Raw genomic sequence first — 12,722 nt, forward strand, 5'->3', positions numbered from 1 at the left:
AGCCTTGATCAGATGTGGTAGATGTCGATGACCTGACGCACGTAGTCATTCTTGAGCACGACTTTCTTGGCCTTGATCAGCGGCTGTGGGCCGCGCATGTCGAGGGTGTAAAAGCTGGTGCCGAAGTAGCTGTCGGTGGTCTTGTAGCGAAAGCTGAGGGTGTGCCAGTTAAAACGCACTTGGCACAGGCCGTCGGCCTGGTCGACGATCTCGATATTGCTCAGGTTGTGCGAAGTGCGGGTGTCGGGCACGGTCGCGCTGGAGCGCTCGGTCTTGATGCGGAACACGCGATCTTCCAGGCCACCGCGGCTGCCGTACCAGATCAGCGAGATTTCGCTTTGCGGGTCTTCGGTAAGGCGGTCGTTGTCATCCCAGCACGGCATCCAGAAACTGGCATCGGCGGCGTACAGCTCAAGCCACTGATCCCACTGGCCGTCGTCCAGGTAACGCGCTTCGCGGTACAGAAAATCCCGCACAATGGGGTAAAGGCTATTCATTGCACAGCCTCCACGGGGATCAGCGCGGGCTCGCCACCAGCCGCCTTGAGCATGGTTTGCTGCCAGTATTTATGTTGCAGCACAAACAGGCCTTCGTCTTCGGTACGCACCCCGGACAACAGCGGCTTGAGGTCGATTTCTGCGGCAGCGGCATCGGCGCCTTCGACCCAGTGTTCGGCCCCGCGGGACATGTCATTCCAGCCGCGACCTGCACCGTAACCGGTCTGGCAGGAGCGGAACTCTTCCAGATCGTCCGGAGTGGCCATGCCGCTGACGTTGAAGAAATCTTCGTACTGACGGATGCGCTTGGTGCGCGCCTCACTGCTTTCGCCTTTGGGCGCGATGCAGTAGATGGTGATCTCGGTCTGATTCACGGAGATGGGCCGGGCAATGCGGATTTGCGAGCTGAACTGGTCCATCAGGTACACATTGGGGTACAGGCACAGGTTACGCGAGTTCTCGATCATCCAGTCGGCACGGGCCTGGCCGAAATCACGAGCCAGTTCGTCGCGGCGCTCGTAGGCCGGACGATCTTCGGGGTTGGCCCAGCGGGTCCACAGCAGCAGATGGCCATGGTCGAAGGAGTAGAAACCGCCGCCGCCCTTGGCCCAGCTGCCGGCGCTCATGGTTTTGATCTCTTCACCCGCTTCACGCAGGGTGCGCTGGTTTTGCGTGGCCGCGTAGTTCCAGTGCACGGAGCTGACGTGATAACCATCGGCGCCGTTTTCGGCGGTCAGTTTCCAGTTGCCTTCGTAGATATAGGAACTGGCACCGCGCAGCACCTCCAGGCCATCGGCGGACTGGTCGACGATCATGTCGATGATCTTGGCGGATTCACCCAGATGCTCGGCCAGGGATTTCACATCGGGGTTGAGGCTGCCAAACAGAAAGCCACGATAGGACTCGAAGCGGGCCACTTTGGTCAAATCATGGGAGCCTTCGCAGTTGAAGCCTTCGGGGTAACCGGCGGCACCCGGATCCTTGACCTTGAGCAGCTTGCCGCTGTTGTTGAAGGTCCAGCCGTGAAACGGACAGGTATAGCTGGCGCGATTGCCGGTTTTGTGCCGGCACAGCATGGCGCCGCGATGGCTGCAGGCGTTGAGAAAGGCGTTGAGTTCACCGGCCTTGTTACGCGCGATAAAAATCGGCTGGCGGCCCATGGTGGTGGTCAGGAAGTCGTTGACGTTGGGGATCTGGCTCTCGTGGGCGAGGTAGATCCAGTTGCCCTCGAAGATATGGGTCATTTCGAGTTCAAAGAGGTCGGGGTCGGTGAACATCTCACGCTTGCAGCGGTAGATACCCTTGTCTTTGTCGTCTTCCAGCATGGCATTCAAGTAATCGATACCCAGGGACATGGCCAGGGCCTCCGTTGTTATTATCCAGGCCGGGTCAGGTTAGGGAGTCGATGTCCGGGGCACTATCCGTTTACTGCGGATCGTTATCCGGTTAGTGCAGGCAAGACGGGTATTTCAGTGGGAGCGGGCTTGCTCGCGATCCAGGCAGCGCGGTGTTCCGCTGACACCGCAGCGATCCCATCGCGAGCAAGCCCGCTCCCACAAAAGCCGTTGCTCAGTGCCGGCGCTTGAAGGTGCTTGAAGGCAGCTCGCCGTACTGCAAACGGTAGCTTTCGGAAAAACGCCCCAAGTGCATAAAACCGTAATCGAGCGCCAGCTCTGTGAGGCTGCGTACCGTGCAGCTCGGGTCGTTCAGGCAGGCATGAATCCGCGCAAGTTTGCGCTGGCGAATGTACTGCAAGGGCGTCACGCCCAACTGGCGCTCAAACAGGCTGTACAACGAGCGCTGGCTGATACAGGCCTGTGCTGCCAGGTCTTCACCGTTGAGTTCCTGTTTGAGATTGCGTTCGATGTAATCGAGTATGCGCTCAAGCCCGGCACTGGCTGATGCCAGGTTTTCACGGCTGATATTGGTCTGCATCAGGGTCAACAGCTTGCTGCCGACAATCTGCGTGTAGTGCTCCTGCACCCGCAGCAGCGGATCGCTGGCCTCGGACTCCTGGCACACCATGCCCAGCAAGCCGATAAATCCCTCCAGCTCATCGAGCCGGTAGTGATTGCGCATAAAGCGCACACCGCCTGACGGCCGCCGCCAACGCAGATCGTCGCACACCGATTCGAGCAATTTGGCCGGTATTTTGAGGATGAACTTTTCGCAATCCTGAGAGTAAGTCAAATCGACCGGATCATCCGGATTGATCACCAGCAACTCCCCCGGCACCAGGTGCTGCTCGCGGTTCGGGCCGCGCCACAGGCAATTGCCGCTGAGCAGCACCTGCAAGTGAAAGATGGTCTCCAGTGCGGGTGAGGTCACGCGCACACTGCCGCCATAACTGATGCGGCACAGATCAAGCTCGGCGAATTTACGGTGATTGAGGCTGGCCAGCGGCCGGGTGGTTCTGGAAAGGCCGATGCAGTGCTGGCCAACATGCTGGTTTACATAGTCGGACACGGCATGTGGGTCGGCGTGTCGGAACACGCTACTGCGTTCACTCAGCAGGCGGCTATCCATCGGCAAGGTACTCGGTGTTGTCATTATTATGGGTGTTGTCTGCGCCAGAGTAAGCACGACGGCAATGGCAGGGCAATTGGACACTCGGCTAATGGGCGGTAATCGAACGCTTTTAGCCCGGCGGTTGCGCCGCCTGTGCGAAAAACTGGCTTACCCTGAGCGCCCTAAAAACAACAAACAAGAGACCTTCAATGCTGCCCCGCCTTCGCCATGCCCCTTTGTACCTCGCACTGTTGAGCACGCTGACCAGCACCGGCCATGCGGCTGACCTGAGCTGGGTCGACCCCGCCGTCGCGACGGTCAATGAGCAGGTAATCTCCCTGCGCCACACCCTCCACCAGAACCCGGAGATGGGCAATCAGGAATTCAAGACCGCCGCCCTGGTCGCCGAGCAACTCAAAAGCCTGGGCTTGCAGGTGCGCACCCAAGTGGGCAAGACCGGTGTAGTGGCCGTGCTCAAGGGTGGCCTGCCTGGCCCGGTGATGGCCCTGCGCGCCGATATGGACGCCCTGCCGGTCAAGGAAATGACCGGCCTGCCCTGGGCCAGCACGGCCACGGGAGTGCGCCTGGGCAAGACCGTACCGGTGATGCACGCCTGCGGCCATGACACCCACACCGCCATGCTGCTGGGTGCAGCCAGAGTGCTGGCCGAGCATCGCGAGCAGGTCGCCGGCACCGTGGTATTCCTGTTCCAGCCCGCTGAAGAAGGCGCGGCAGACCTGGACGAATTCGAAACCGAAACCCTGGTGGGTGCCCAGGCGATGATCCGCGACGGCGCCCTGGACTCCCCCAAGGTCGAAGCCATATTCGGCGTGCATGTGATGGCGGGTTACCCCTCCGGTCATCTGTATTACAAGGCCGGTACCGTGCTCAATAGCAGCGACGGTTTTCGCATCATCGTCAAAGGCCAGCAAACCCATGGCTCGGCACCCTGGAGCGGCGTCGACCCGGTAGTAGCCAGCGCAGGCATTATCAACGGCCTGCAAACCCTGGTCAGCCGCCGGGCTGATCTGACCCAGGGGATGGGCGTGATCAGTGTTGGCACCGTCAATGCCGGTTCTGCAGCCAATATCATTCCTGAAAGCGTGGAAATGACCGGCACCATCCGCAGCAACAGCGCGGCAGTGCGCGACACCCTGCTGAAAAAGATGCCACCCCTGGTGCAAGGCATTGCCAGTGCCTACGAGACTGAAGCCAGCCTGCTGCTGGTCAATCATGCGCCGGTCACCAGTAACGACCCGCAGCTTACCGCCGCCATGGTCCCGGCACTGGAACTGGCTGCGCCAGGCAAGGTGCAGTTGCTGCCGGCGTCCCTGTCGCCCAGCGAAGACTTCTCCTACTACGCCGAAAAAGTCCCGGGCTTGTTCGTATTTTTGGGCGCTACGCCTGAAGGGCAGGACATGAGCAAGGTCGCGAACAACCACAGCCCCTACTTCACCGCCGACGATGCCACCCTGGCCACGGGCGTAAAGGCTCATGTGCAATTTGTGATGAATTACCCGGGGCGGGTGCGCAACAGCAACTGAGCGGGGCTCGCCTACCTTGGCAACTGCTGAAATAACGGGGGTATCGGCTACGGTTGGGGCATTTGTCGGGGATGACCGGCATGCTGAAAATCGACCCGCCAGTCACATATGTAGTGCCTAAAAATAATCACTACATAAGTATTGACGGCTCGATTTTCCCCCAGCATTATGCAGACGTCTTCCCCACCGGAAGCGCTGGAAAGGGTTGTTGCAAGCATGCTCGACGAGCTGTCGGGCTGTTCCGGGATAGGTACTGCCCACAAGGCAGAATTGATGAAGCTGACCTGGCTTGATCGTCCGCGTCAAAGACGACAGGGGCTAGCGAAACGTCCTCAAGAAGCTTGTGGCTGATGCGTCATGTCACTCAGGCATCCTGGTTCACGCTGCTCTCCTTCGCTTTACGCTCTGTATGTAGTGCCGGGTTTTACTACTACATATGACGAACTCAAGACAGATCTGCTTTGGATGGACACTACGTAGCGCTGCATGTGCAGTTGCGCGAATCAATTAGACAGATCAACGAGTAGTCAAGGAGTTAGCCATGAACCTGAATAACCAACCGACTGTTAACGAGCTGGCTCGACTCTTCGCCGCCCAGAAAGACACGCTGAACGACCATATCCTGTGGATCAGCGAAGCCGGTGATGTACGTATCGATCCTGTGACGTCGTGCAAGGAAGAAACCAGATTCGAGGAGGAACGTCCACAAATGCGCGCCCACCTCAAAATGTACCGCCGTGGCCAAGGCTACGTGGGCAAGAAGGCTGCGGCCGATAGCGACTATATGGCGCGCGTGCTGCAAACCCTGACCCTGACCTGGCAAAAGGCTCAAACCGAGCCTGCCCTGGTAAAAGTTAACAGCTACAGCTGATAACCCGGGCCGTACAAAAAAGCCCCGGATAATCTCCGGGGCTTTTTCAATTTCAAACTTGCGGGGTTTTAATGCATGTTTCCGTACCATGGCCACCGCCATTGTAGTCGGGCGCATAGTATGACTTGTGCAGCGTGGTAGTGTATTGCCCCTTGCTGTCCTGGTCACGGGTAATGGTCGCAAGCCCGATGCCTCGATCCGTGGCGGCCTCCTGGCTGTCATTGGCAAAATACATTGCCAATTGCTGACCCTGGGCGGCGGCGTAGCCTGAATAAGTGGCCTTGTCGCCTCCAAGATCCACTTCAAGCGTGAAGGTATAAGCGCCGAAGTTCTGGCTGAAGTTGCTGGATTTATCATTCACTTTGACACTCAGGTCGCCCTTGAAGGCCCCGTCATGACTGTCAAACCCTGTGCATTTATAGTTGCCGGTTATATACAGCGGATCATTGACTGCCGTATCGGCCAGTGCAGAACCGGTAAACGCCAAACTAAGCGCAACCACAAGAGTATTCATTACATTCCTGGAGAAGTTACCCGACATAGTCTTACCCTCGATACAACGTAATTAAGGATGGGATATTACCGTCGGGAATCTACACTCGAACTTGTACTTGCATCTATGCAACTACAAAACGGATTGTGGCAAAAGTTGTGCTGCAAGCAGATGGCTTTATTCCTGCGGGAGCGGATGAACCCGCCCCCCTACAGAAGTTAGATCGCCTGTTCCAGCTCAGGCACAGCTTCGAACAAGTCCGCTACCAGGCCGTAATCGGCCACCTGGAAGATCGGTGCTTCTTCGTCCTTGTTGATCGCAACGATCACCTTGGAATCTTTCATCCCGGCCAGATGCTGGATCGCGCCGGAAATACCGACCGCAATGTACAGCTGTGGCGCAACGATTTTGCCGGTCTGGCCAACCTGCATGTCGTTGGGTACAAAGCCTGCGTCCACAGCGGCGCGGGATGCGCCAACAGCAGCGCCCAGCTTGTCGGCCAGCGCATACAGGTACTTGAAATTGTCACCGTTCTGCATGCCACGACCGCCCGAGACGACGATTTTGGCAGCGGTCAGTTCCGGGCGGTCCGATTTGGCCAGCGCTTCGCCAACAAACGACGAAGTGCCTGCATCGTGAACCGCTGCAACCGCTTCAACCGCTGCCGAACCACCTTGCGCAGCAACCGGGTCGAAACCGGTGGCGCGTACGGTGATCACTTTGACCGGCGCAGTGGACTGTACGGTGGCAATGGCGTTACCGGCGTAAATCGGACGAGTGAAGGTGTCGGCGCTAACCACCGAAATGATCTCGGAGATCTGATCAACGTCCAGTTGCGCAGCAACGCGCGGCAGGATGTTTTTGCCGTTGGAGGTGGCAGCGGCCAGGATATGGCTGTAGCCAGCACCCAGCTCTGCAACCAATGGCGCAACGTTTTCCGGCAACTGATGGGCGTAAGCCGCGTTATCAGCAACCAGAACTTTGGCCACACCAGCGATCTGCGCAGCTGCTTCGGCTACAGCGCCAATGCCCTGGCCTGCAACCAGAACGTGGATGTCGCCACCGATTTTGGCGGCAGCGGCTACGGTGTTCAGCGTGGCCGGAGCCAGTGCCTTGCCGTCGTGTTCTGCGATTACCAAGATAGTCATGATTAGATTACCTTCGCTTCGTTTTTCAGTTTCTCGACCAGTTCAGCCACCGACTTGACCTTGATACCCGCGCTGCGTGCAGCCGGGGCTTCCACTTTCAGGGTCGAGTGGGTCGAAGCAGTCGAAACACCCAACGCGTCTGGCGTCAGTACTTCAAGCGGCTTTTTCTTGGCTTTCATGATGTTTGGCAGGGACGCATAACGCGGCTCGTTCAAACGCAGGTCGGTGGTGATGATCGCCGGCAAGCTCAGCGAAACGGTTTGCGCGCCACCGTCTACTTCACGGGTCACGGCAACCTTGTCGCCTGCCACTTCAACCTTGGACGCGAACGTACCCTGACCGAAACCGGTCAGCGCAGCCAGCATCTGGCCAGTCTGGTTGTTGTCGCTGTCGATGGCCTGTTTGCCCAGGATCACCAGCTGTGGCTGTTCCTTGTCGACAACGGCCTTGAGCAGCTTGGCCACGGCCAGCGAGGTCAGATCTTCGGCGGACTCGACCAGAATGGCGCGATCAGCACCCAGCGCCAGCGCGGTACGCAGCTGTTCCTGAGCGGTGGTCGGGCCGATGGAGACGACGACGATTTCAGTCGCAACGCCTTTCTCTTTCAGGCGTACGGCTTCTTCCACGGCGATTTCGCAGAAGGGGTTCATCGACATCTTGACGTTGGCGAGGTCAACGCCGGAGTTGTCCGCTTTGACGCGCACTTTAACGTTGTAATCGACCACTCGTTTGATACAGGCCAGCACCTTCATTGTTGCTCCCTCTATGGCTACTTGATTGGAAACCTCTTAAACCGTCGCGGGCTCAACAGGCAAAATCAGTTGATCCGGCACCGACTGCCCCGAGTTGCGTGCCACGAAGTAGTACACCAGCGCTGGCAGCGTCAGGCCGATGATCCAGGAAATATCAGTCCCCCCCAGGTGTTCCACCAGAGGCCCGGTGTAAAAGCTGGTGGCGATAAACGGCAACTGCACCACCACCCCGAAGGCGTAGACCAGAATACCGCGCAGGTTCCAGCGCCCGTATCGGCCATTCGGGTTAGACAGCGCCGGTACGTCATAGCGCTCTTTACTGATGAGGTAAAAGTCCACCAGGTTGATCGCGCTCCACGGCGTAAAAAAAGCCAGTAAAAACAGAATAAACGCCGAAAAATCCTTGAGGAACGAATGCTGCCCAAGCAAGGCCAGAGCAGTGGCAAAACCTACCATCAGCAGGATGTAAAACAGGCGTAAGACCTTGGAGATTTCATGGTTGCCGCGAAAGCCGCTGACGATGGTGGCCAGGGACATGAAACTGCCGTAGGCATTGAGCGTAGTGATGGTCACCTTGCCGAACACCACGCAAAAATACAGCAGCGCCGCCATCGCCCCGCTCGCCCCCATGCCGACGATGTAGGCCACCTCATGCCCGGCAAACTGGCTACCGGCCAGGGCAGCCACAAACACACCGAAAACCATCGATATTTGCGAGCCGACGACAGAGCCCAGCCCCACTGCCAGAAAAGTTTTCAGCGACGAGGTGCTGGACGGCAGGTAACGCGAGTAGTCCGCCACATAAGGCCCGAACGCGATCTGCCAGGAGGCTGACAACGATATCGCCAACAGAAAACTGCTCAGGGTAAAGTGTTTATTGCTCAGCAACAGGCCAATGTCATTCTGAGCAATCAGGGTGTAGAACAGGTAGAAAAACGCCAGCACGCCGACCACGCTCGCCACACGGCCGATCATGTGAATGGTGCGATAGCCCAGAATGGTCAGCAGCACGATCAGGGCAGCAAAAATCAGGATGCCCCACGAGTCACTCACCCCCACCAGTTGCCCCACCGCCTGCCCGGCCAGCACCGAGCCGCTGGCCGAGAAACCGACATACATCAGGCACACCAGCACAATCGGGATCACGGCGCCATAGACGCCGAATTGCACCCGGCTGGAGATCATCTGCGGCAGGCCCAGCTTGGGCCCCTGCGCCGCATGCAACGCCATGATGGTGCCGCCCAGCACTTGCCCGATCAGCAGGCCGATCAGCGACCAGAACACATCCCCTCCCAGCACCACGGCCAGGGCTCCGGTGACAATCGCAGTGACTTGCAGGTTGGCCCCGAACCACAAGGTGAACTGGCTGAACAGACGCCCATGGCGCTCTGACTCAGGGATGTAATCGATAGAGCGCTGTTCGACCAGCGAGGCCCGCGGTGAATCTTGGTTGAGCGTGGACATAAGCAGTTCCTTCAGGCTGGCACCCGGGGTGCGCCGTGTTGTTTTGGGAAAGACTTTTCCAATCCTTGGCCGGCGGATTATCTGGCTGCGTCGAGCAGGGCACGGGAGATAATGATTTTTTGCACCTCGGAGGTGCCTTCAAAAATCCGCAAGATCCGCGCATCACGAACATAGCGTTCCAGCGGCAAATCCCGGCTGTAGCCATAGCCACCGTGCAGTTGCAGCGCAGCATCGGTGATAAACCCGGCGCATTCGGCAGCGACCAGTTTGGCGGTGGCCGAGTCGAGGCTGAAACGCTCGCCGCTGTCACGCCGGGCAGCAGCTTTCATGGTCAGCATGCGCGCGCTTTCGAGCTGCGCATACATATCAGCCAGGCGCCATTGCGTGCCCTGATAAGCGGCCAGCGGTTTGGGCCCGATCTGCCGTTCACGCACCCAGCTCAGGCTGGCTTGCAGGGCGGCATTGGCAATCCCCAGCGACATGGCTGCCACTTCCACCCGCCCACGGTCCAGCACCGCCATGGCCGTGTTGAACCCCTGGCCTTCTACGCCGAGCAGTGCCGATTCGGGCAGCCAGCAGTCCAGCGCCAGTTCATAGATGGTACTGCCACGCAGGCCCATGGTTTTTTCCGGACTGGAGAAGCTGATGCCCGCCGTGCCCCGGGGCACCATAAAGGCACTGATGCCCTTGTGGCCTGCATCTGCGTCGGTCTTGACGTAGAGCACAATAAAATCGGCTTCCCTGGCATTGGTGATGTAGTGCTTGTTGCCGCGCACCCGCCAACCACCTTCTTCACGTACGGCGCGGCTGCGCATATCCGCCGGGTTGGAGCCCGCCGCAGGCTCGGTCAGGGCAAAGGCACCGAGCAATTCGCCGCTGGCTGCCCGTGGCAGCCACTCATGTTTCTGTTCCTCGGTGCCGCCCAGCAGGATCGAGTCCGTGGCCAGAAAATGCGCAGTCATGGCCGAAGCGGTAGAGGCACAGGCACCCGCTACTGCTTCCACCACGCGGCTCATCGCCAGGCTGCCAATGCCCAGGCCGCCATATTGCTCTGGCAGGTTGACGCCCATGCAACCCAGATCGCTCAACGCCCGGATGCTGGCCAGGCAAAAAGTTTCGGTTTCATCGTAGTGCTGGGCCAGCGGCTGAATTACCTCACGCGCCACTTGCTCGGCACTTTCAACTACGGCCATTTCCTCTGCGCTCATTTCAAAGTTCATGCTTTCTCTCCTGCTTTGTTCAAGCCAAATGCGGCGTTGTCTGCGCCCAATCGGGGGGCAATGGTGATGGCGTGGGGTTTACGGCCATTGAAGAACACCGGTTGCGGCACCAGCGGCAATACGCTGCCCTCGGGCTGGAACTGCAACTGGCGTACACGGGCATGTTCACTGCCCGCAGCCTGGGCCAGATCCCACACCGGTGAAGACGGCACTCCGGCATCGAGCAGGCCGTCGCATAACTGTTCAACCTTGTGCTGTGTGGTCCAGGCCTCGATAACAGCGCGTAACGCCGGCTCATTCAGGGTGCGCTGGGTATCGTTGACAAAGCGCGCATCGGTGGCCAGCTCCGGCTGGCCCATGCATTGGCACAGGCGCTCGAACAAGCGATTGCTGGCCACTGCAATCACCACCTGACCGTCTGCCGCGCGATAGCTATCAAACGGCGTCGATACCGGATGCCGGTTACCCACCAGCCCCGGCGCCACACCGTTTGCATACAGGTTGGACAGACCGGTCATCTGCAGGCTGAACAACACGTCGAACATGGCCACATCGATGTACTGGGCCCCCGGGGCATGCCGCTCGCGGGCAAACAGCGCCGAGCTGATTGCCCAGGCTGCATACACCCCGGCACACAGATCGCCGATGGCCTCGCCGCTGCGGGTCGGCCCGGTAGCAGCGAAACCGGTAACGCTCATCAGCCCGGACATGGCCTGCGCGACGATGTCATAAGCCGGGCGACTGGACAGCGGGCCTTGTTGGCCAAAGCCGGAAATACTGGCGTAGATCAGCCGCGGGTTGTGCTGCTTGAGGCTGTCGAAATCGATGCCCAGGCGTTGAGTGACACCGGGGCGGAAGTTCTCGACCACGACATCGGCATCGGCCACCAGTTCGTAGAAACGCTGGCGGTCGGCCGGGTTTTTAAAATCGATTTCAACGCTGCGTTTGCCGCGATTGATCAGCCCGAAGTAGACACTTTCGCCGTTCAGAAACGGACCCAGATGGCGGGCATCATCACCCTCCTCGGGCACTTCGAACTTGATGACGTCGGCCCCCAGATCAGCCAGCATCGCGGTGCAATGCGGCCCGGCCAGCACGCGGCTGACATCCAGCACACGCACACCTTGCAGTTGTCGGGTAAACGGACTGTCGTTCATTTTCACATCCTCAAATGCTCAAGCGGCACAAAGGTGCACACTTATACCAACCTGTATGTACAAGTGAATGCAAGTGAAGGGCCAACACCTGAACGAGATCAACCAGGTACGTACAAAATCAAGATAAATAGCTATTTAAATCAAATAGTTAAAAAATAATAACTATTTAATACGGAATATGAGCGCACAGAAAAAATTCAGAAAACTGCCGCAACTTTGGGCATAAACAGGCGGGAAGGTAACAAAAATGCACCAAAAGTAACGCGAGTAACACGGGGCCACCCGCGAGCACTCAGTTACCGCACTGCCCTTGCAGGCGATAGCGCGAACCCGGATAGACCAGCCGGGCACACCCCACCAACCCCTGTGCAGCCCAGGTCCGGCGGCGAATCAGCAGGCATGGCTCGTTGCGCTTTACGTTCAACAGGCGGCATTGCGCGGAAGTAGCATGAATCGCCTCCACCTCATGTTCGCCGCCGGTCAGTGGCGCCAGGTTCATCAGGTAGGCATAGGCTGTGGTGCGGGTGAAGTCCTGTTGCAGGTACTCAGGGGCGATCTCGGCATTGATATAGCGCTCCTCGATCTGCACCGGCACCTCGTTTTCGTAGTGCACCATCAGAGAGTGGAATAAGCGTTTGACCCCGTCCAGGGCAAAGGGCAACACCGGCGTGATCTTGGCCGGGACCTCTTCGAGCACAATCACTTCGCAGCGGTGCACATGGCCACGATCAGCGATTTCCTGGGCGATATTGCGAATCTCGAACAACGCCGCATTGCCCTTGGGCACGGCGACGAAGGTGCCCACCCCTTGCATGCGCACCAGCAGCCCTTCGATGGTCAGCTCACGCAATGCGCGATTGATGGTCATGCGACTCACCCCCAGCTGGGCAAGCAGTTCACTCTCAGACGGCAACTTGGCATTGGGCAGCCAGGCCCCTGAACGGATTTTTTGCGTTATGGCCTGTTTGACCCGGGCATATAGCGGTGCCGGGCTTTCGATGGAAAATGGCGCAAGGGATGAATTGTCATCGACTGACTTGGACACAACGACTCCTGTTCGTAGGGCTG

12 protein-coding genes are annotated in these 12,722 nt (G+C 58.6%); 2 read left to right on the top strand and 10 right to left on the bottom strand.

From position 1 onward, the window contains the following. Positions 1-8: 8 nt before the first annotated feature. From benB to ACP7BE_RS05520, 3 genes are all read right to left on the bottom strand, one after another. The gene (gene benB, locus ACP7BE_RS05510; protein ID WP_094999990.1) at positions 9-497 is read right to left on the bottom strand and encodes a benzoate 1,2-dioxygenase small subunit; all 489 of its coding nucleotides are present in this window, start codon (positions 495-497) and stop codon (positions 9-11) included. Beyond that, a complete protein-coding gene (gene benA, locus ACP7BE_RS05515) occupies positions 494-1,852 on the bottom strand; it encodes a benzoate 1,2-dioxygenase large subunit (protein ID WP_094999989.1) in 1,359 nt (452 codons plus the stop codon). Before benA ends, benB begins: the two co-directional genes overlap by 4 nt. Before the next feature lie 214 nt (positions 1,853-2,066). Next, positions 2,067-3,023, bottom strand: a complete 957-nt coding sequence (locus ACP7BE_RS05520; RefSeq protein WP_094999988.1) for an AraC family transcriptional regulator — start codon at positions 3,021-3,023, stop codon at positions 2,067-2,069. Positions 3,024-3,214: 191 nt separating this feature from the next. Between ACP7BE_RS05520 and ACP7BE_RS05525 the strand changes: the two genes are divergently transcribed. Beyond that, a complete protein-coding gene (locus ACP7BE_RS05525; protein WP_426105055.1) occupies positions 3,215-4,549 on the top strand; it encodes an amidohydrolase in 1,335 nt (444 codons plus the stop codon). A gap of 541 nt (positions 4,550-5,090) precedes the next feature. Then, positions 5,091-5,420, top strand: coding sequence for a hypothetical protein (locus ACP7BE_RS05530; protein ID WP_094999986.1), 330 nt, complete (start codon positions 5,091-5,093; stop codon positions 5,418-5,420). Positions 5,421-5,472: 52 nt separating this feature from the next. Here ACP7BE_RS05530 and ACP7BE_RS05535 read toward each other — a convergent pair whose 3' ends face one another. The 7 genes from ACP7BE_RS05535 to hutC form a co-directional block, all read right to left on the bottom strand. Then, positions 5,473-5,934 (bottom strand): hypothetical protein, encoded by a 462-nt coding sequence (locus ACP7BE_RS05535; protein WP_094999985.1) that lies wholly within the window; start codon positions 5,932-5,934, stop codon positions 5,473-5,475. A 197-nt stretch (positions 5,935-6,131) separates the two neighbouring features. Next, positions 6,132-7,061 carry an electron transfer flavoprotein subunit alpha/FixB family protein gene (locus ACP7BE_RS05540; RefSeq protein ID WP_426105057.1) on the bottom strand — a complete coding sequence of 310 codons (930 nt, stop codon included), beginning with the start codon at positions 7,059-7,061 and terminating at the stop codon, positions 6,132-6,134. 2 nt (positions 7,062-7,063) lie between these two features. After that, entirely contained in the window at positions 7,064-7,813 is a 750-nt protein-coding gene (locus ACP7BE_RS05545; protein ID WP_086796624.1) for an electron transfer flavoprotein subunit beta/FixA family protein, read from the bottom strand. Between the two features lie 36 nt (positions 7,814-7,849). Beyond that, positions 7,850-9,277, bottom strand: a complete 1,428-nt coding sequence (locus ACP7BE_RS05550; protein ID WP_426105060.1) for a purine-cytosine permease family protein — start codon at positions 9,275-9,277, stop codon at positions 7,850-7,852. Positions 9,278-9,354: 77 nt separating this feature from the next. Further along, positions 9,355-10,497, bottom strand: a complete 1,143-nt coding sequence (locus tag ACP7BE_RS05555; protein ID WP_095026677.1) for an acyl-CoA dehydrogenase family protein — start codon at positions 10,495-10,497, stop codon at positions 9,355-9,357. Next, on the bottom strand, positions 10,494-11,654 hold the full coding sequence (locus tag ACP7BE_RS05560) for a CaiB/BaiF CoA transferase family protein (RefSeq protein ID WP_426105062.1): 1,161 nt from the start codon (positions 11,652-11,654) through the stop codon (positions 10,494-10,496). The genes ACP7BE_RS05555 and ACP7BE_RS05560 overlap by 4 nt, the downstream gene beginning before the upstream one ends. A 292-nt stretch (positions 11,655-11,946) precedes the next feature. Next, positions 11,947-12,699, bottom strand: a complete 753-nt coding sequence (gene hutC, locus ACP7BE_RS05565; RefSeq protein WP_426105064.1) for a histidine utilization repressor — start codon at positions 12,697-12,699, stop codon at positions 11,947-11,949. Positions 12,700-12,722: the final 23 nt, after the last annotated feature.

Origin of the sequence: Pseudomonas sp. TWR1-1-3 (genome assembly GCF_049896805.1) — a bacterium.
Taxonomy (GTDB): Bacteria; Pseudomonadota; Gammaproteobacteria; order Pseudomonadales; family Pseudomonadaceae; genus Aquipseudomonas; species Aquipseudomonas bubulae.

Coding starts and splice junctions, on each gene's coding strand:
- ACP7BE_RS05535 (WP_094999985.1), bottom strand. CDS start 5,934: ATGAATACTCTTGTGGTTGCGCTTAGTTTGGCGTTTACCGGTTCTGCA.
- ACP7BE_RS05555 (WP_095026677.1), bottom strand. CDS start 10,497: ATGAACTTTGAAATGAGCGCAGAGGAAATGGCCGTAGTTGAAAGTGCC.
- ACP7BE_RS05540 (WP_426105057.1), bottom strand. CDS start 7,061: ATGACTATCTTGGTAATCGCAGAACACGACGGCAAGGCACTGGCTCCG.
- ACP7BE_RS05525 (WP_426105055.1), top strand. CDS start 3,215: ATGCTGCCCCGCCTTCGCCATGCCCCTTTGTACCTCGCACTGTTGAGC.
- ACP7BE_RS05545 (WP_086796624.1), bottom strand. CDS start 7,813: ATGAAGGTGCTGGCCTGTATCAAACGAGTGGTCGATTACAACGTTAAA.
- ACP7BE_RS05520 (WP_094999988.1), bottom strand. CDS start 3,023: ATGGATAGCCGCCTGCTGAGTGAACGCAGTAGCGTGTTCCGACACGCC.
- ACP7BE_RS05550 (WP_426105060.1), bottom strand. CDS start 9,277: ATGTCCACGCTCAACCAAGATTCACCGCGGGCCTCGCTGGTCGAACAG.
- benB (WP_094999990.1), bottom strand. CDS start 497: ATGAATAGCCTTTACCCCATTGTGCGGGATTTTCTGTACCGCGAAGCG.
- benA (WP_094999989.1), bottom strand. CDS start 1,852: ATGTCCCTGGGTATCGATTACTTGAATGCCATGCTGGAAGACGACAAA.
- ACP7BE_RS05530 (WP_094999986.1), top strand. CDS start 5,091: ATGAACCTGAATAACCAACCGACTGTTAACGAGCTGGCTCGACTCTTC.
- ACP7BE_RS05560 (WP_426105062.1), bottom strand. CDS start 11,654: ATGAACGACAGTCCGTTTACCCGACAACTGCAAGGTGTGCGTGTGCTG.